The organism is Rhizobium leguminosarum bv. viciae USDA 2370, assembly GCF_002008365.1.
Classification (GTDB): domain Bacteria; phylum Pseudomonadota; class Alphaproteobacteria; order Rhizobiales; family Rhizobiaceae; genus Rhizobium; species Rhizobium leguminosarum.
In genome coordinates, this window is record NZ_MRDL01000054.1 from 33,224 (window position 1) to 52,753 (window position 19,530).

General features: G+C 61.8%; 15 protein-coding genes. 10 read left to right on the forward strand and 5 right to left on the reverse strand.

Annotated elements, in window-relative coordinates; all coding sequences use genetic code 11:
• Positions 1-6 precede the first annotated feature (6 nt).
• The 6 genes from BS629_RS31890 (at position 7) to BS629_RS31915 (ending at position 7,561) form a co-directional block, all read left to right on the forward strand.
• Positions 7-966 (forward strand): carbohydrate ABC transporter permease, encoded by a 960-nt coding sequence (locus BS629_RS31890; RefSeq protein ID WP_018244229.1) that lies wholly within the window; start codon positions 7-9, stop codon positions 964-966.
• Complete coding sequence (locus BS629_RS31895; protein ID WP_027682265.1) at positions 959-1,846, forward strand: carbohydrate ABC transporter permease; 888 nt, start codon at positions 959-961, stop codon at positions 1,844-1,846. The genes BS629_RS31890 and BS629_RS31895 overlap by 8 nt, the downstream gene beginning before the upstream one ends.
• Positions 1,846-2,943 carry a Gfo/Idh/MocA family protein gene (locus BS629_RS31900; RefSeq protein ID WP_018244231.1) on the forward strand — a complete coding sequence of 366 codons (1,098 nt, stop codon included), beginning with the start codon at positions 1,846-1,848 and terminating at the stop codon, positions 2,941-2,943. Before BS629_RS31895 ends, BS629_RS31900 begins: the two co-directional genes overlap by 1 nt.
• 32 nt (positions 2,944-2,975) lie before the next feature.
• Positions 2,976-4,052 (forward strand): ABC transporter ATP-binding protein, encoded by a 1,077-nt coding sequence (locus tag BS629_RS31905; RefSeq protein ID WP_018244232.1) that lies wholly within the window; start codon positions 2,976-2,978, stop codon positions 4,050-4,052.
• Positions 4,053-4,234: 182 nt separating this feature from the next.
• Positions 4,235-5,110, forward strand: coding sequence for a phosphotransferase (locus BS629_RS31910; RefSeq protein ID WP_026188569.1), 876 nt, complete (start codon positions 4,235-4,237; stop codon positions 5,108-5,110).
• Complete coding sequence (locus BS629_RS31915; RefSeq protein ID WP_018244234.1) at positions 5,111-7,561, forward strand: GcvT family protein; 2,451 nt, start codon at positions 5,111-5,113, stop codon at positions 7,559-7,561. It abuts the gene before it with no gap.
• 6 nt (positions 7,562-7,567) lie between these two features.
• On the opposite strand, the gene BS629_RS31920 is transcribed toward BS629_RS31915, so the two are convergent.
• Positions 7,568-9,022, reverse strand: a complete 1,455-nt coding sequence (locus BS629_RS31920; protein ID WP_018244235.1) for a mannitol dehydrogenase family protein — start codon at positions 9,020-9,022, stop codon at positions 7,568-7,570.
• Entirely contained in the window at positions 9,019-10,434 is a 1,416-nt protein-coding gene (gene uxaC / locus BS629_RS31925; RefSeq protein WP_018244236.1) for a glucuronate isomerase, read from the reverse strand. Before uxaC ends, BS629_RS31920 begins: the two co-directional genes overlap by 4 nt.
• A gap of 450 nt (positions 10,435-10,884) precedes the next feature.
• Here uxaC and BS629_RS31940 point away from each other — a divergent pair, with 450 nt between their 5' ends.
• Positions 10,885-11,094 (forward strand): SlyX family protein, encoded by a 210-nt coding sequence (locus BS629_RS31940; RefSeq protein WP_012759624.1) that lies wholly within the window; start codon positions 10,885-10,887, stop codon positions 11,092-11,094.
• Between the two features lie 46 nt (positions 11,095-11,140).
• Here BS629_RS31940 and BS629_RS31945 read toward each other — a convergent pair whose 3' ends face one another.
• Both BS629_RS31945 and BS629_RS31950 read right to left on the reverse strand, forming a co-directional pair.
• Complete coding sequence (locus BS629_RS31945; protein WP_018244238.1) at positions 11,141-12,622, reverse strand: NAD-dependent succinate-semialdehyde dehydrogenase; 1,482 nt, start codon at positions 12,620-12,622, stop codon at positions 11,141-11,143.
• A 67-nt stretch (positions 12,623-12,689) separates the two neighbouring features.
• Positions 12,690-13,970 carry a 4-aminobutyrate--2-oxoglutarate transaminase gene (locus tag BS629_RS31950; protein ID WP_018244239.1) on the reverse strand — a complete coding sequence of 427 codons (1,281 nt, stop codon included), beginning with the start codon at positions 13,968-13,970 and terminating at the stop codon, positions 12,690-12,692.
• 171 nt (positions 13,971-14,141) lie between these two features.
• Between BS629_RS31950 and BS629_RS31955 the strand changes: the two genes are divergently transcribed.
• From BS629_RS31955 to BS629_RS31965, 3 genes are all read left to right on the forward strand, one after another.
• Positions 14,142-14,951: a MerR family transcriptional regulator gene (locus tag BS629_RS31955; RefSeq protein ID WP_018244240.1), complete on the forward strand. Its 810-nt coding sequence runs from the start codon at positions 14,142-14,144 to the stop codon at positions 14,949-14,951.
• 254 nt (positions 14,952-15,205) lie between these two features.
• Positions 15,206-15,832 carry a ribonuclease D gene (locus BS629_RS31960; RefSeq protein ID WP_018244241.1) on the forward strand — a complete coding sequence of 209 codons (627 nt, stop codon included), beginning with the start codon at positions 15,206-15,208 and terminating at the stop codon, positions 15,830-15,832.
• Positions 15,833-16,062: 230 nt separating this feature from the next.
• Complete coding sequence (locus tag BS629_RS31965; RefSeq protein ID WP_018244242.1) at positions 16,063-17,607, forward strand: hypothetical protein; 1,545 nt, start codon at positions 16,063-16,065, stop codon at positions 17,605-17,607.
• Positions 17,608-17,683: 76 nt separating this feature from the next.
• Here the strand turns inward: BS629_RS31965 and rpsA are convergent, their stop codons facing one another.
• Positions 17,684-19,387: a 30S ribosomal protein S1 gene (rpsA, locus tag BS629_RS31970; protein ID WP_003544285.1), complete on the reverse strand. Its 1,704-nt coding sequence runs from the start codon at positions 19,385-19,387 to the stop codon at positions 17,684-17,686.
• Positions 19,388-19,530: the final 143 nt, after the last annotated feature.

The window sequence follows — 19,530 nt, forward strand, 5'->3', positions numbered from 1 at the left end:
TCCCGTATGAGCAATGCGATGCGCACGCCCGCAGGGGCCATAAATGTGGAAAGATATCAGGGGGCCGTGGCCGAAGGACGCTTCAGGCGTCTCTGGAATGCCAATGCTCCCGGCTATCTCTTCCTTCTTCCGTGGCTCATCGGCTTTTTCGGGCTGACGCTCGGGCCGGCCCTGATTTCGCTCTACCTCTCCTTCACCGACTTCGACATGCTGCAGTCGCCGAGGTGGGTGGGAATGGCGAATTATGTGCGCATCGCCACGGCCGATCCGAAATTCTCGGCCGCCATGCACGTCACTCTGACTTATGTCGTCTTCTCGGTGCCGTTCAAACTGACCTTCGCCTTGCTGGTCGCCATGGCCCTGAACCGCGGCCTGCGTGGGCTGTCGATCTACCGCGCCATCTTCTATCTCCCCTCATTGCTGGGCGGCAGCGTGGCGATCGCCGTGCTCTGGCGTCAGCTTTTCGCCAGCGATGGCCTCGTCAATGCCGCACTCTCGCATTTCGGCATCGAAGGCCCAAGCTGGATCTCGCATCCGAACTATTCGATCTACACGCTGGTGGCTCTGTCCGTCTGGCAGTTCGGCTCGCCGATGATTATTTTCCTGGCCGGCCTGCGCCAGATCCCGCAGGATATGTATGAGGCCGCCAGCCTCGACGGCGCCTCGAAGTTCCGGCAATTCTACAAGATCACGCTGCCACTTCTGACCCCGGTGATCTTCTTCAACGCCGTCGTCCAGACGATTGAAGCCTTCAAGGCATTCACACCAGCCTTCATCATCTCCGGCGGCACGGGCGGTCCGATCAATTCGACGCTCTTCTACACGCTCTACCTCTATCAGGAAGCCTTCGGCAATTTCCGCATGGGCTACGCCTCGGCACTCGCCTGGATCCTGGTGGTGATCATCGCGATCTTCACCGCCTTCTCCTTCCTGACCTCACGTTATTGGGTGCACTACGATGACTGAGATGACCGCTTCCGTCACTGCGGCCAGGCCGCCATCCGACATCACCAAACGCAGCCTGCCTGCGTCGCTCATCATCCACGCCCTGCTGATCGCCGCTTCACTTCTCATGCTCTATCCGCTGTTGTGGATGGTTTCGGCATCGGTAAGGCCGGAAAACGAGATCTTCTCGTCGACCTCGCTCATCCCGTCGTCGATCGATCTCTCCTCCTATGCGCGCGGTTGGGTCGGTCTCGATGTCAGCTTCGGCCGGTTCTTCTGGAATTCGCTCGTCATTTCGCTGCTGGTGGTGACGGGTAATGTCATCGCCTGTTCGCTGACCGCCTTCGCCTTCGCGCGGCTGCGTTTTGCCGGCCGGAACTTCTGGTTCGCGATCATGCTCGGCACGTTGATGATCCCCTACCATGTGACGCTGATCCCGCAATATGTACTCTTCCTCAACCTCGGCTGGGTGAACACCATCCTGCCGCTTGTTGTGCCGAAGTTCCTGGCAAGCGATGCCTTCTTCATCTTCCTCATGGTGCAGTTCTTCCGCGGCATCCCGCGCGAACTCGATGAGGCGGCGATGATGGATGGCTGCAGCGCTTGGCGCATCTATTGGAAGATCATGCTGCCGCTATCGCTGCCGGTTTTGGCAACGGCCGCCATCTTCTCCTTCATCTGGACCTGGGACGATTTCTTCGGTCCGCTGATCTACCTGAACGATATGAACACCTACACGATCCAGCTCGGCCTGCGCACTTTCGTGGATTCCACCAGTGCATCGGATTGGGGCGGTTTGTTCGCCATGTCGACCCTGACGCTCGTGCCGGTCTTCTTCTTCTTCCTGTTCTTCCAGCGCCTGCTGATCGAGGGCATCGCCACAACGGGCATGAAGCGTTGATGGCGATAACGGGAAAGAGCGACATGAGCATCAGGACGGTCGCGATCGTTGGTTGCGGTATCGGCCGCTCCCATATCGTCGAGGGTTACCTGCCGCATTCCGACAAGTTCAAGGTCGTGGCGATCTGCGACCTGAACGAGCAGCGCATGGCAGCGGTCGGCGACGAGTTCGGCATCGAACGACGCACGACTTCCTTCGCGGAACTGCTGGCCGACGACACGATCGACATCATCGATATCTGCACTCCTCCCGGCATCCATCTGGAACAGGTGGTCGCAGCCCTGGCTGCCGGTAAAAATGTCGTCTGCGAAAAGCCGCTGACGGGCTCGCTTGCCGCTGTCGATACCATCATGGCAGCGGAAAAGACCGCCAAAGGCGTGCTGATGCCGATCTTCCAGTACCGTTACGGCGACGGCATCCAGAAGGCCAAGCGGATCATCGACGCCGGTATTGCTGGCAAGCCCTATACCGCTTCGGTCGAAACCTTCTGGCTGCGCAAGCCGGAATATTACGCAGTGCCTTGGCGCGGCAAATGGGCGACGGAGCTCGGCGGCGTTCTCGTCACCCATGCGCTGCATCTGCACGACATGCTGATGCATCTGATGGGGCCTGCGGCAAGGGTCTTCGGCCGCGTCGCCACCCGTGTCAATGATATCGAGGTCGAGGATTGTGCCTCCGCCAGCCTGCTGATGGAAAACGGCGCCTTTGTCTCGCTTTCCTGCACCCTTGGTTCGCAGGAGCAGATTAGCCGGCTCAGGCTGCATTTCGAGAATGTCACTTTCGAAAGCAGCCACGAGCCCTATGCGCCAGGTAAGGATCCCTGGAAGATCATCGCCGCGAATGACGACGTCCGGGAACAGATCGACAAGGTGGTTGGCGACTGGCAGCCGGTTGCGCCGCGTTTCACCACCCAGATGGGCCAGTTCCACGCCTTCCTCAGCGGCCATGCGCCGCTGCCGGTGACGACGGTCGATGCCCGCCGTGCGCTGGAACTCGTCACCGCCATCTACCAGTCTTCCGACAGCGGCGCTGACGTGCCGCTGCCGGTCGGCCCCGACAGTCCGAAATACGCCGATTGGCGCGCAAGAACGAAGTAACCGACAAAATAAAAAGAGAGGGTTTTGAGAAGATGGCAACCAGTGTCGTTCTTCAGAAGGTCGAGAAGCGCTACGGCGCGATGGATGTGATCCATGGCATCGACCTGACGATCGATCCCGGCGAATTCGTCGTTTTTGTCGGCCCCTCCGGCTGCGGAAAATCGACCCTTCTGCGCATGATCGCCGGTCTCGAGGAGATATCGGGCGGCGCGCTTTTGCTCGACAGCGAGCGCATGAACGAGGTGGCGCCCGCCAAGCGCGGCATCGCCATGGTCTTCCAGTCCTATGCTCTCTATCCCCATATGTCGGTTTACAAGAACCTCGCCTTCGGCCTGGAGACGGCGGGTTACAAGAAGGCCGAGATCCAGCCGAAGGTGAAGCGCGCCGCCGAGATCCTGCAGATCGAGAAGCTGTTGGAGCGCAAGCCGAAGGCGCTCTCCGGCGGCCAGCGCCAGCGTGTCGCGATCGGCCGCGCCATCGTACGCGAGCCGCGGATATTCCTGTTCGACGAGCCGCTGTCGAACCTCGATGCCGAACTGCGCGTGCAGATGCGCGTCGAGATCTCCCGCCTGCACCGCAGCCTCGGCAATACGATGATCTATGTCACCCATGACCAGGTCGAAGCCATGACGATGGCGGACAAGATCGTGGTGTTGAATTCCGGCCGTATCGAGCAGGTCGGCGCGCCGCTCGATCTCTATAACAATCCGGCCAACCGGTTCGTCGCCGGTTTCATCGGCAGCCCGAAGATGAATTTCCTGAAGGCCCGCATCGAGCAGGTCGGCGAGGCCGAAACCAGCATCCATGTCTGCGGCAATTCCGTCCGCCTGCCGCGCCGCCTGAACGGCGGGGCGGGAGAGGACGTCACCTTCGGCATCCGTCCCGAGCATCTTTCGCTGGCCGAAGGTGCAATCGCGCTCTCGACCGTCAACGTCGATCTCGTTGAAAATCTCGGCGGCGCCACCATGCTCTACACCACCACGCCGGATAACCAGCTCCTGACCGTCGCGCTTGACGGCCAGCAGAAGGTGGAGCGCGGCGCCAATGTGAAGGCTTCCTTCGATCCGGCCCGCTGCCACGTCTTCGATGCCGCCGGCAAGACGATCTAAGCGTACCGCTGCTTGACATCAGATCCTCCTCTGCCCCATCATTTCGACAGGGGTCGCTAGAACAGGATGATTTTAGGCCGGGTCGGCCTAAAATCTGAATCCTGTTCTAAGTTAAATAGTTAGAGCATGATGTCGTCCGAAAACCGCTCACACTTTTCGGCATCATGCTCTGGGGGATAAGCATGACGCCTGAAGATAGGATTCATGCGCTTGGTATCTGGCAGGGCCCGATCGAAATCTCGCCGATAGCAGGCGGCATCACCAACAGGAATTATCTGGTCAGCGACGCCGTCGCGCGCTGCGTGGTTAGGCTCGGCACCGATATTCCGATCCACCACATCAGCCGGCAGAACGAGCTTGCCGCAAGCCGTGCCGCCCATGCAGCCGGTATTTCGCCGGCGGTCATCCACCATTCGCCGGGCGTCCTGGTGCTCGAATATATCGAGGCGAGAGCGCTTTCGCCGGAGGATATCAGGAGGCCGCAAATGCTGGCCCAGGTCGTGCCGCTGGTCCGCGCTTGCCATCGCGACATCGCCCGGCATTTCCGGGGCCAGGCGATGATCTTCTGGGTCTTCCACGTCATCCGCGACTACGCCGCCAATCTGAAGGCGTCGAAGAGCGCCTATCTTCCGTTGCTGCCGGGGCTCGTCGGCAGGGCTGATATGTTGGAAGAAGCGGCAGGACCTTTCGAGATCGCCTTCGGCCACAACGATCTGCTGGCCGCCAACTTTCTCGATGACGGCAAGCGGCTCTGGCTGATCGACTGGGACTATGCCGGTTTCAACACGCCGCTTTTCGATCTTGGCGGATTGGCCTCCAACAACGAACTCCCGGAAGCGGCCGAGCGCGCGATGCTGGAGATCTATTTCGACCAGCCGCTGACCGATAATCTCAGCAGGCGCTATGCCGCGATGAAATGCGCCTCGCTGCTGCGCGAGGCGCTCTGGAGCATGATTTCGGAAATTCATTCCACCATTGATTTCGATTACGCCGGCTACACCGCCGAAAATATCGCGCGCTTCGAGCGCGCCTATCAAGCCTTTGAACGGGATCAATAAATGACGAAGGAATTACCGAAGACGGCGAAGGCCGTGGTCATCGGCGGTGGCATCATCGGCTGCTCGACGGCCTATCATCTCGGCAAGCTTGGCTGGACCGATACCGTCCTGCTGGAGCGCAAGAAGCTTACGTCGGGCACCACCTTCCACGCCGCCGGCCTCGTCGGCCAGCTGCGCACCAGCGCCAACATCACCCAGCTTCTTGGCTATTCGGTCGATCTCTACAAGCGGCTGGAGGCGGAAACGGGTCTCGGCACCGGCTGGAAGATGAATGGCGGCCTGCGCCTTGCCTGCAACGAGGAACGCTGGACCGAGGTCAGGCGCCAGGCGACTACCGCCCAGTCCTTCGGCCTCGAAATGCAGTTGCTGACCCCGCAGGAAGCCTTCGATCTCTGGCCGCTAATGACAACAGACGATCTCGTCGGCGCCGCCTTCCTCCCAACCGACGGCCAGGCCAATCCCTCCGACATCACCCAGGCGCTGGCAAAGGGCGCCCGCATGTCAGGCGTTTCGATCTTCGAGGATATGGAAGTCCTCGACCTTGAAATCGACAAGGGAAAGATCCGCGCCGTCGTCACGGCGCAAGGGCGCATCGAATGCGAGCGCGTCGTCGTCTGCGCCGGCCAATGGACGCGCGCCTTCGCCGCCCGCTTCGGCGTCAACGTACCGCTGGTCTCCGTCGAACATCAATACATCATCACCGAATCCTTCGGCGTGCCCTCCAACCTGCCGACGCTGCGCGATCCCGATCGCCTGACCTACTATAAGGAGGAGGTCGGGGGCATCGTCATGGGCGGCTACGAGCCGAACCCCATTCCCTGGGCAAAGAGCGGCATCCCCGAGGGTTTCCACTACACGCTGCTCGACAGCAATTTCGACCATTTCGAACAGATCATGGAACAGGCACTCGGCCGCGTCCCGGCGCTGGAAAATGTCGGCGTCAAGCAGCTGCTGAACGGCCCGGAAAGCTTCACGCCGGATGGTAACTTCATTCTCGGCGAGGCCCCGGAGCTGAAGAATTTCTTCGTCGGCGCTGGTTTCAACGCCTTCGGCATCGCCTCGGCTGGCGGCGCCGGCATGGCGCTTGCCGAATGGGTGACAAAGGGCGAACCGCCTTATGATCTCTGGCCGGTCGATATCCGCCGTTTCGGCCGGCCGCATTTCGATACCGACTGGGTGCGGACACGCACGCTCGAAGCCTATGGCAAACATTACACCATGGCCTGGCCGTTCGAGGAACATTCGAGCGGCCGCCCCTGCCGCAAATCGCCGCTCTATGACCGGCTGAAGGCGCAGGGCGCCTGTTTCGGCGAAAAGCTTGGCTGGGAAAGGCCGAACTGGTTTGCCGATCTCTTCGCCAACGAGGAGCCGAAGGATATCTACAGCTACACCAGGCAGAACTGGTTCGACGCCGTCGGCCGCGAGCATAAGGCCGTGCGCGAAGCGGCCGTCATCTTCGACCAGACCTCCTTTGCCAAATTCGTGCTGAAGGGCAGGGATGCCGAGGCAGCGCTGTCCTGGATCGCCGCCAACGATGTCGCAAGGCCTGTGGGATCGCTTGTCTACACGCAGATGCTGAACGACAAGGGCGGCATCGAATGCGACGTGACGGTCGCCCGCATCGCCGAGAACGAATATTACATCGTCACCGGTACCGGCTTCGCCACCCATGACTTCGACTGGATCGCACGCAATATCCCGGCGGCAATGCATGCCGAGCTGGTCGACGTCACCTCAGCCTATTCCGTGCTGTCGCTGATGGGACCGAATTCGCGCGCCGTGCTGGAAAAGGTAACGGGCAGCGATGTCTCGAATGCTGCCTTCCCCTTCGGCAAGGTCAGGACCATCGGCATATCGGGCTGCCCGGTGCGGGCGCTGCGCATCACCTATGTCGGCGAGCTCGGCTACGAACTGCATGTTCCCATCGAGTATGCGACCACGGTCTATGACGTGCTGATGGCATCAGGCGGCGAGCTCGGCCTCGTCAATGCCGGCTACCGCGCCATTGAGAGCTGCCGCCTGGAAAAGGGTTATCGCGCCTGGGGACCAGACATCGGTCCCGACCATACGCCTGTTGAAGCCGGTCTCGGCTGGGCGGTGAAGATGCGAAAGAATATTCCGTTCCGCGGCCGTGAGGCGATCGAACGGCAGCTTGCGGGCGGGGTAAAGAAGCGCCTCGCCTGCTTCATTCCGGAGGATGCCGATGCCGTGCTGCTCGGCCGCGAAACGATTTATCGCGACGGCAAGCGCGTCGGCTGGCTGTCGAGCGGCGGCTTCGGTTATACGCTGGGCAAGCCGATCGGCTACGGCTACGTCCGCAATCCCGACGGCGTGACCGAGGATTTCGTCCTCTCCGGCACCTATGAGCTTGATGTCGCGCGGGAACGCATCCCCTGCAAGGTGTCGCTGTCGCCGCTCTACGATCCGGATATGGCGCGCATCAAGGCGTAGCCGGGTCTAGAACAGCGGCAGCCGGTCGTCCTGAATCAGGATCTCCAGCTTGTCGGAGACGTCCTGCGTCCACGCGCGGTGTCCTGTCAAAGCTGCCGGGAAGAGTCCGGGAAGGGTGAAAAGAGCCGCCGAGATCGCCAGGCCGGTGCGCGGGACATCGGCGATGAGAGCGGCGATTTCGCCTGCACGGGGATCGCGCAGTTCATAGCGCTCGCCGTTGCCGTGCTCGCCGATCGCATAGCGCATCCATGCCGCAACGGCGATCGCATAGGTCTCCGCCTTGTCGCCATGCGCCAGTGCCTCGGTTGCCGGTTCCAGCAGCCGCTGCGGCAGTTTCTGCGTGCCGTCCATGGCAATCTGATAGGTGCGATGCGCAATCGCCTTGTTTGCAAAGCGCGCTATCAATTCGCTGGCATAGTCATCGAGGTCGATGCCGGGAACCGCATCGAGCGTTCTTGCGGCCGCATGCATGTGGCGGTAGGCAAGGGCCGCCAGGCCGGCATCATCCATCACGTCGCGGATGAATTCATAGCCACCGATATAACCGAGATAGGCGAGCAGCGAATGCGCGCCATTCAGCATCCGGAGCTTCATCTTCTCATAGGCCGAAACATCCGTGACCATCAAGGCGCCGGCCTTCTCCCAGGCCGGCCGGCCATTGGCGAAATGATCTTCGATCACCCATTGCGTGAAGGGTTCGGTCTCGATCGCCGCCAGATCCTGCCGTCCGGTCAGCCGTTCGGCATCCTGGTAGGTCGCCTCGGTGCTCGCCGGCGTGATGCGGTCGACCATGGTCGAGGGGAAGGGCACATTTGCCTCGATCCATTGACGAAGTGAGGGGTCGACGCGTTCGGCGAAATCGAGAACCAGTCGTTTCAGAACGGCGCCGTTGCTCGGAAGATTGTCACAGCTGAGCAGTGTGAAGGGGGCGAGGCCCTTCGCCCGGCGCCGGGAAAGTCCCTCGACCAGATAGCCGATGACGCCGCGCGGCGCATGACGGTTGGCAAGGTCAGCCGCCACATCGGCATGGTTGAGGTCGAGCCCTCCCGTCGCGGAATCCATGCCATAGGCCTTTTCCGTCACCGTCAGGCTGACGATGCGGATCGCCGGATCTTCCAGCCGATCGAGCAGTCCTGCCGGATCACGTGTCGCCACATGCGCCCGTAAAATGGGGCCGATCACCTGCGCTACCGTGCCCGACGTATCGCGGATCAGCATCGTATAGAGGCCGTTCTGCTCGTTGAGGTGATCGGCGACATCGGCAGTGCGCAGGCTCGCCACTTCGATGCCCCAGTCTCCGCCGCTTGTCGCAAGTGCGGCATCGGTAAACGGCGCGAAATGCGCGCGGAAGAAAGCGCCCGGCCCGAGATGCAGGATGCCGCTTTTCAGCTGGTTACGGTCATAGGCGGGAAGCTTCGCCGTCGGGGCGAGGCCGGAAAGGGTCTGCAGTCGTTCGGTCACAGCTTGTAGGCCTTCTTCGCATTGCCATAGGAGAGCTCACCTGCAACGATCTCGGCTTCCCGCTTGGAAATCCGGTGCTCGGCGGCGAGCTGGGCGAGGAAACGGCAGACTTCGCGACGCCAGACGTCATGCCGGGCCGGAATCGAAAGCAGCGCACGCGTATCGTCGTTGAAACCCGCCATATTGGCAAAGCCGGCCGTCTCGACGACCTGGTCGAGGTAGCGGCGGATGCCATTCGGGCTGTCGTGGAACCACCAGGGCGGGCCGATCATCAGGCAGGGCCAATGGCCGACCATTGGCGCCATCTCGCGCGCATAGGTCGTCTCGTCGAGCGTGAAGAGCAGCACGCGCAGCCCCGGCGCATGGCCGTATCTGGAAAGCAGGGCATTCAGGCCGCCGACCCAGTCGGTGCTTGTCGGGATATCGGCGCCCATATTGGGGCCTCGGGTCGAGAAAAGTCCGCGGTCGGTGTTGCGTCTGGAGCCGGCATGGATCTGCATCACCATGCCGTCCTCAGCCGAAAGCCCGGCCATCTCGGTCATCATCTGGCCACGGAAGAGCTCGGCCTCCCCGGCCGAAAGCGGACCCTTCAGCGCCTTCTCGAGCAACGCCTGCTTTTCCGCAAGCGGCAGATCTGATGTAAAGGCTGTGGGCACGCCGTGATCGGTCGCGGTGGCGCCGAACTGGCGGAAATAGGCGCGTCGGCGCCGATGTGCCTCGATAAGACCGTCCCAGCGCGTCACGTCGGTGCCGGTGATCTCTCCGAACTTGACAAGATTGTCGCGGAAGCCGACGGCGTCGGGATCGGTGACACTGTCCGGCCTGTAGGTGGTGCGCACCTTGCCGATCCATCCGTCGGCCGCCATCTTCTGGTGATGCGCCAGAGGATCGAGCGCCCCATCCGTCGTCGCGATCGTTTCGATGCCGAATCGCTGATGCAGCGCCCGCGGGCGGAATTCGGGAAGGGCAAGCTGGGCATTGATATGATCGTAGAGCGCATCGGCATTGTCAGCCGTCAGCGGCTCGGTGCAGCCGAGTACGGCCGACATGGCGTGGTCGACCCAGAGGCTCGAAGGCGTTCCGCGGAAGAGATGATAATGTGCGGCAAATGTCCGCCAGATCGCCCGCCCCTCAGCCACCGGCTTGCCGTCGAGCCGCGGCACGCCGAGTTCGTCCAAAGTGACGCCGACGCTGTGCAGCATGCGGAAGAGATAGTGATCGGGAATGACCAGCAGCGAGGCCGCGTCTTCAAAGGGCTTGTCGTCGGCGAACCAGGAAGGTTCAGTATGCCCGTGCGGACTGACGATCGGAAGATTGCGCACTGTCTCGTAGAGGTCTCGCGCGATGGTCCGTGTTGCCGGATCAGCCGGGAAAAGCCGGTCCGGATGAAGAAAGCCGTTTCCTGCATCCATCAGTATTCCTCCCTGATGGCTAAGGGCCTACCCCACAACATCAGGCACGGCAAGGTCTTTTAGTAACCAAACGGTACAGTTTTGCGCATGGCTGCGCCGGGTAGGGAAAGCATTGACGCGGCGGCCTATTTCCGCTTTGCAGAACCATCTGTTCTGCCGGTTTCGGCAAAGGAGGGTCTAGAGCCTTTCCGGGTTAGATTGTAGCATTCTGTTGGCTCAAACGGAGTCGGATGGTCGACCGGCCGGCGCGCGTCGTAGCCCAGCTCTACGGCCAAGCCGGCCGGTCGATCAGCCGGCCCGTTTCAGCCAACCTGAAGGGCCGGGCATCTATGCGCCAGGGCAAAGGCGATCGGCTCGGACGTACCAAGAGGTATGCCCTTCGCCAATCGCCTTTGCCCTGACGAAAATCTGCTCCGGCAGAATGCTGCAATTTAACCCGGAAAGGCTCTAATGTCCGACGAGACGAACCGCATCACCCAGCTGGAAGAAATGCTGGCCCACCAGGCAAAGACGATCGAAGAGCTTTCCGATCAGCTCGCCGAGCAATGGAAAACGGTCGAGCAGATGCGCACCAAGCTCGACCGGCTCACCGAACGCTTCCTGTCGCTCGAGGAGCAGTCGCTGGAAGCTCCTGGCATCACCCGCCCGCCGCATTATTGACGGCACGCGGCGCAATGCCGCGTGCCTGTCTCATTAGGATGGTGAATCAGACGCCGCCGATGCAGAGATATTTCATTTCCAGATAGTCGTCGGCGCCGTGCCGCGAGCCTTCGCGGCCGAGGCCGGATTGCTTGATGCCGCCGAAGGGCGCCGTCTCGGAGGACATCAGGCCGGTATTGATGCCGATCATGCCGTATTCCAGCGCTTCCGCCACCCGCCAGACCTTTTTCAGATCGCCGGCGTAGAAATAGGCGGCGAGGCCGAACTCCGTGTCGTTGGCCTGTTGAATGACATCCTCGACCGTGCCGAAGCGAAAGAGCGGCGCCACCGGCCCGAAGGTCTCCTCGCGCGCCACCTTCATGCCGCGCGCAACGCCGGTCAGCACCGTCGGCGTGAAGAAAGTGCCGGCGCCGTCGATGCGCTTGCCGCCGATCAGCACCTTGGCGCCCTTGGCAAGCGCGTCGCTGACATGATCTTCCACCTTGGCAAGGCCTTGCTCGTCGATCAGCGGCCCGATCACGACACCCGGCTTGAAGCCGTCGCCGACCGACATCTCGGCGACCTTGGCGGCAAGCTTGGCTGCGAAGGCGTCATAGACGTTCGACTGGACATAGAGACGGTTGGCACAGACGCAGGTCTGGCCGGCATTGCGGTATTTGGAGGCGATCGCGCCTTCGACGGCAGCGTCGAGATCGGCATCGTCAAAGACGATGAAGGGCGCGTTGCCGCCGAGCTCCAGGCTCACCTTTTTGATCTGGTCGGCGCACTGCCGCATCAGGATGCGGCCGACCTCCGTCGAACCGGTGAAGCTGATCTTGCGCACCTTTTCGTTGCCACAGAGCTCGCGGCCGATTGCCGGGCCGTCGACCCCGACGATGACGTTGAAGACGCCTGCCGGAATGCCGGCCTGCTCGGCGAGTACGGCAAGCGCGATCGCCGTCAGCGGCGTCTGTTCTGCGGGCTTCGAGACCACGGTGCAGCCGACGGCAAGCGCCGGAGCGATCTTGCGGGTGATCATCGCCGCCGGGAAATTCCACGGCGTGATCGTGCCGACGACGCCGACCGGCTGCCGGATGACGATCATCCGTTTATCGTCGGAAGGCGCGGGGATCGTCTCGCCATAGATGCGTTTGGCTTCTTCCGCATACCATTCGATATAGGCCGCGGCATAGAGGATCTCGCCGCGCGCTTCCGGGAACGGCTTGCCCATTTCGGCGGTCAGGATTGCGGCGAGTTCGTCGGCATTGGCGACCATCAGGTCGAACCATTTGCGCAGGATCGCGCTGCGCTCCTTGGCCGGACGGGCTGCCCAGGCCGGCTGGGCGGCATGAGCCGCATCGATCGCCGCCCGCGTCTCGGCCGCACCCATATCGGGCAGCGAGGCGAGCAGCTCACCGGTTGCCGGGTTCAGAACGTCGAATGTCCGAGTGGCATCGCCTGATGTCCAGACCCCGCCGATATAGCCGGCATCGCGCAGCAGGGGCGAGGAGAAGGGAACGTGCTTGGTCAGTGCGGTGGTGAAAGCCATGTCATATCCTCCTTGGGAGTGCGGCTGCCGGTTGCCGGCAGCCCGCTGAAATCCGGGTTCGGTGCGGTCACTTGCCCGCGCTCGCCTCCAGCATTGAGGCTTCGAGAATATCGAGCGCCTCGCCGAGGACCTCGTCCTGGATGGTGATCGGTGCGAGGAAGCGGATGACGTTTCCGTGGGTGCCGCAGGTGAGCAGGATCAGACCCTTGTCGAGCGCGATCAGCCGCACCCGGTTGGCAAATTCCGCGCTCGGCAGTCCCGTCGTCCGGTCGTTGAATTCGACCGCGTTCATGAAACCCGGCCCGCGGATGTCGACGATCTCCGGCACCGTCTCGCGCAACGATTCCAGCCGCTGCTTCAGCCGCCCGCCGAGCTGGTTGGCCCGGTTGCAGAGATCCTCGTCGACAATGACGTCGAGCACGGCATGGGCGGCCGCGATACCGAGCGGATTGCCGCCATAGGTGCCGCCGAGCCCGCCCGGTCCCGGCGCATCCATGATTTCGGCGCGGCCGGTGACGGCGGCGAGCGGAAAGCCGCCGGCCAGGCTCTTTGCCATCGTTGTCAGGTCAGGCGCCACCTCGTGGTGATCCATTGCGAACATCCTGCCGGTGCGGGCAAAACCGGTCTGCACCTCGTCGGCGATCAGCAGGATGCCGTGCTGGTCGCAGAGCTCGCGCAGCGCCTTCATGAAGGCGGCGGGGGCCGCATAGAAGCCGCCTTCGCCCTGCACCGGCTCGATGATGATGGCGGCGACGCGCTGCGGATCGACATCGGCGGCGAAGAGCTTCTTCAGCGCCGCCAGCGACTGATCGGCAGTGACGCCGTGCAGCTCGATCGGGAAGGGAACGTGGAACACATCGCCCGGCATCGCGCCGAAACCGACCTTGTAGGGCACGACCTTGCCGGTCAGCGCCATGCCCATGAAGGTGCGGCCATGGAAGCCGCCGCCAAAGGCGATGACGGCCGAGCGGCCGGTTGCGGCGCGCGCGATCTTGACGGCGTTCTCGACCGCTTCGGCGCCTGTCGTCACGAAGATCGTCTTCTTCTCGAAGTCGCCGGGCACCAGCACGTTCAGCCGTTCGGCCAGATGGACGTAGCTTTCATAGGGCACCACCTGATGGCAGGTATGGGTGAAGCGGTCGAGCTGATCCTTGACCGCTGCGATGACCCGGGGATGGCGGTGGCCGGTGTTGAGAACGGCGATGCCGGCGGCAAAATCGATGTAGCGGCGGCCCTCCTTGTCCCAGATCTCCGCATTCTCTGCGCGATCCGCATAAATCTGTGTCGTCATGCCGACGCCGCGTGAAATAGCAGCGTTCTTCCGGTCCGTAAGGTTGATCGCGTTCATCGATGCGCTCCTGCGCTGAAAAGGGGCTTCAGAACTATCTTGCATAAGTTCTGCAAGATCTATAGAAAGTTCCTACATTTTTCCTGCAAGAAATCAAGCGGCATTTTTTGCTTCAAACATCACGCTTTTTGATGAAGGCTCTGGGGCGATTGGAATCGGGGATACTTTCGGATGAACGATAATGGACCTGTACGCTACAAGGTGGCGGAAGCCGCGCGGCTGGCTGGCGTTTCGGCCTCGACGCTACGCCTCTGGGAAAGCCAGGGTCTGGTGGTTCCCGGCCGTTCGGAAACCGGCCATCGGCAATACAGCGCCGACGATGTGGCGCGGTTGAAGCGCATCTCCTGGTATCGTGTCGAGCGTGGCCTCAATCCCGCGGCAATCCGCGAGGCGCTGGAGGGCGAGGAGCCCTCCGCTGATAGCGCCGAGGCAAGCCAGGACAACGGCCTCGGCCGCAAGCTGCGCAGCCTGCGCCATGCGAGCGGCAAGACGCTCGATCAGGTGGCCGGCGACATCGGCGTCACCTCGTCGACGCTCTCGACGCTGGAGCGCACCTCGCAGGGCGTCAGTTTCAAGACGCTGCATGATCTTGCCGAATATTACGGCACCACCGTCTCCCGCCTTTCCGGCGAAGAAAATGGGGACGTGCCGGTGCTGGTGCGCGCCGGCGAATGGCACAAGTGGCCGGAAACAACGCCGGGTGTCACGGTGCAGCTCCTTGCCGAAGGCCGCAGGATGATGGATTGCCATCGTTTCGTGCTGGCGCCGGGTGCTGCCAGCGAAGGCGCCTATCGCCACGAGGGCGAGGAATTCATGCATGTTCTGTCCGGCCGGCTCGAACTGGTGCTCGACAGCGATCAATTCTTCGATCTCGGGCCTGGCGATTCACTTTATTTCGAAAGCCGCCGCGACCATTCCTGGCGCAATCGCCACGATGGCGAAACCGTGCTTCTCTGGATTAACACGCCGCCGACTTTCTGAACCGCCAGCACGATGCGAAGATTAAGAGAGGTAGAGCGTCCTAAATCCGTCCGAGAGGACGCACGGCACTCTAGTGGCAGGAAAGCGGTTTCGCATTCTGCGCCTTTGCGCTATAGCGCTGCTGCATAATTCCTTAAATCGGAATCGATTTGAGGATAAAATTATGCAGCCATTCAAAGTGCTACAGCGTCCTTTGCGGCTCTCGAAAAGACGCGCGGCGCTGTAGGGGATGCATTCGAACGAAAGACAGTCTCATGGCGGCGACCATACGTTTTCACGAAGGCGATATTTCCGCGGCCGATGCCGCCCGCTACACCGGCGCGATAGCAATCGACACCGAAACGCTCGGCCTGGTGCCGCGCCGCGATCGGCTCTGCGTCGTCCAGCTTTCGCCGGGTGACGGCACCGCCGATATCATCCGCATCGCCGCCGGCCAGAAGCAGGCGCCAAATCTTGTCGCCCTGCTCGAAGACCCCACCCATCAGAAGATCTTTCATTACGGCCGCTTCGATATTGCCGTGCTCTTCCATACTTTCGGCGTCACGACGACCCCGGTTTTCTGCACCAAGATCGCCTCGCGCCTGATCCGGACCTATACGGATCGTCACGGCCTCAAGGATAATCTCAAGGAGATGCTCGACGTCGATGTCTCCAAGGCGCAGCAATCTTCCGATTGGGCGGCCGAGACGCTGTCTCCGGCCCAGCTCGAATATGCCGCGTCCGACGTGCTTTATCTGCATGCGTTGCGCGATAAGCTGACGGAACGCCTGATCCGCGACTGCCGCTACGATCATGCGACGGCCTGCTTCGAATTCCTGCCGACCCGCGCCAAGCTCGACCTGCTCGGCTGGGAAGAGGCCGATATCTTCGCCCACAGCTGAGCGAATTGCTTTCATTCTGCGTTTGCTAATAACCGTGCGGCAGACTTGTCCGCGGCCGTTAGCGATTCATTAACGCCTGTTTATTAACATTCCTGTTAATTTTTATGCATTCGATGACGCCGAAACTGCGTCATGCGGACAGGAGGATCTGCTGGGATGCAAGGGGGCCGGATGAGCGCGGTCCTTTTCTAGAGCCTGCTTTCATCGTCACTTTACGAAAGGAGCATGCCATGTTGACTCCCGTTCGTGCAGCGTCCAATGCAAGCTTTTCGTCCCAGGGTCAGACAGCGGCGATCGTCGCCAGCGGTCTCGGCCACTCCGTGATTGCCCCCCCGCCTGTCAACGCCGTCGAAGCCGCAGACCTCAATTCCGCCATTGCCGGCAAACTGAATATTCTGCTCCTTGCGGCGCGCGAGCGCATGGTCGAAGCCCTTTTCGATGTCATCGATGCGGCAGGCCGCTCGATCTCGCTGGATCGTGGCGAGGACGAGAGCAATCTTGCCTTCGCCTCTCGGCTGGCCGATGCCATCCGGCAGCTGCCAACCGCTAGGATCGACGAGGTTGAGCGCCAGCTCACCGAGCAGGGGCATAGCGTGCCGCTCCGAACAATCGCCGAGGCCCTGAAGAACCCGACAGGCCCTGAAGCCGCCCGCATCGTCGCCTATCTGGAAATCGTCCGCTACAAGGATCGCGACCTCGCCGCCCGCGCCGTCGTCCGCTCCTATGGCCAGAATGACGCTTCGCCGATGCGCGCCGAAGCTCGCCCCGAGATCCGGCTGCATGAGGACAGCCTGCCTGCCGCCATGCGCCAGCCGGTAGACAAGGTGCCCGCGCCGGCCGATTCGCTGATCGAGGCCGCAGCTCTGATGACCACCGAGGACGCGCTTATCGCCGAAGCCGCGGAAGCTGCCGATCCGGAAACGCCGCATGCTGAAAACCGGGCTCAGTCCACCCCGGCGACGGCAAGGGAGGTCGCCCCGGAAATGTCTGCGTCGAAGGAGATCGAAACCCGGCAAGCCTCGTCGACGGAAGCCGCAGCGGCCGACGATACGCAGGAAACGCCGGAGCCGCCTGCCATCCAACCTCACGCGACGTCGGAAAAGGTCGATCCTGTCATTCCCAGGAACTGGGCAGGAATCGTTGCCTCCATGACCGAAGAAGTCTCCGAGCTGATCGCCACGATCATCCGCGAGCAAGACGTCGAAACCGTGCTGGAGGATGTTGCCGTCGAGGCGGCAGTGGAGATAGATGCGATCCTCGACGACGCCGTCATCAGCGATGCGACCGAGACCTTGAGGCAGCCGGCCGAATTCACAGCACCCGATCCCCGCCAATCAGCAGCACTACGCCCACCGCAGATGGATATTGAGGCCGCGGCGGCGGCAGCCCGTCAGCCGAAAGAAATCTCCGCGCAACCGCAGATGATGCCGATCCCCGAGACGGCCGAGGCCTCCTATGTGCCGCTGGCGGCAAAGATGCCGGAGGGCCTTGCCTATAGCCAGCTGCCCTACCAATTCGCCAAGGATACGCCATCGAACGAGAAGGCGGGCGAAACGCACCACCAGCATCAGCACCACCGCGACGACGCGTCCGAGGATCAGCAGCAGGCACAGTCCGGTGGCGAGGATGCCGAGCCCGATGCCGATACGACCGACGCGGCACCCGAGCGGAGGACGCCGAGGATGATTGATACCGAACCGTCGGCTTATCAGCCCGGCCGCCCGGCCGACGACCCGGTCTATGCGCTCTATCAGCGTATGGTCGGCTGGGAATAACACGTTGATTGCCTGAAAATGAAGAACCCGCCGGATCGCTCCGGCGGGTTCTTCAATTCAAAGGCGGATGCGAGGCTTATTCGCCGCCGCGGTTCTTCAGGGCTGCGCCCAGGATGTCGCCGAGCGAAGCGCCGCTGTCGGACGAACCGAACTGGGCAACGGCTTCCTTCTCTTCCGCAATCTCCAGAGCCTTGATGGACAGCATGATCTTGCGGTCCTTCTTGGAGAAGTTGGTGACGCGGGCGTCGAAGACCTGGCCGACCGAGAAGCGCTCAGGGCGCTGTTCGTCGCGGTCGCGGGCGAGGTCGGCGCGACGGATGAAGGAAGTGATGTCTTCGTGGTTGACGAGCTTCACTTCGACACCGCCGTCGTTGACTGCGATGACTTCGCAGGAAACGACTGCATTCTTGCGCAGGTCGCCAGAAGCAGCGGCGTCGCCGACTGCATCCTTGCCGAGCTGCTTGATGCCGAGCGAGATGCGTTCCTTCTCGACATCGACGTCGAGAACGACGGCCTTGACGACGTCACCCTTGTTGAACTCCTCGATGACCTGTTCGCCTGGACGGTTCCAGTCGAGGTCGGAGAGGTGCACCATGCCGTCGACATCGCCGTCGAGGCCGATGAACAGGCCGAATTCGGTCTTGTTCTTGACTTCGCCTTCGACTTCAGTGCCGGCCGGATGGCTGCGGGCGAATGCTGCCCACGGGTTTTCCAGCGTCTGCTTGAGGCCGAGCGAAATACGGCGCTTGGACGGGTCGACTTCGAGAACGACGACTTCGACTTCCTGGCTCGTGGACAGGATCTTGCCGGGGTGAACGTTCTTCTTGGTCCAGGACATTTCCGAGATGTGGATCAGGCCTTCGATGCCCGGCTCCAGCTCGACGAATGCACCATAGTCGGTGATATTCGTAACGGTACCGGAAATCTTCTTGCCTTCCGGATACTTGGCCTGGATGCCATCCCACGGATCGCTCTCGAGCTGCTTCATGCCGAGCGAGATACGGTGGGTTTCCTGGTTGATACGGATGATCTGAACCTTGACCTGCTGGCCGATGTTCAGGATTTCCGACGGATGGTTCACACGGCGCCATGCCATGTCGGTGACGTGCAGCAGGCCGTCGATGCCGCCGAGGTCAACGAACGCACCGTAATCGGTGATGTTCTTGACGACGCCGTCAACAACCTGGCCTTCTTCGAGGTTCTGGACGATTTCAGAACGCTGCTCGGCACGGGACTCTTCCAGAACCGTACGGCGCGAAACCACGATGTTGCCGCGGCGCTTGTCCATCTTGAGGATTTCGAAGGGCTGCGGATTGTGCATCAGCGGGGTCACGTCGCGGATCGGGCGAATATCGACCTGAGAACGCGGCAGGAAGGCGATCGCACCGTCGAGGTCGACCGTGAAGCCGCCCTTGACCTGGTTGAAGATCACGCCTTCGACGCGCTCGCCAGCTTCGAACTTGGCTTCGAGCTTGACCCAGCTTTCTTCGCGGCGAGCCTTCTCGCGCGACAGAACGGCTTCGCCAAGCGCGTTTTCGATGCGCTCGACATAAACTTCGACTTCGTCGCCGACCTTCAACAGGCCGTCCTTGGCGCGCGCGCCGAATTCCTTGAGCGCGATGCGGCCTTCAACCTTCAGGCCGACGTCGACAACGGCGACGTCCTTCTCGATGCCCGTGACGATGCCCTTGGTGACATAGCCTTCGGCCAGGTCGTTCTTGGCAAAGGACTCTTCGAGAAGAGCCGCGAAATCCTCGCGGGAGGGGGTAGCTACTGACATAAAATCTCCTGCGTGTCCTGAAACGGAAGCGGACACGTATGCGCCGGTTGGTTTGCGTTGAACGGGCCTGAACCCAGTCCGCCCTCTCACGAAGGCAATCCGGCGCTTGGACGGAATTTCAGGCTTGCTATATTAGAAGCGAT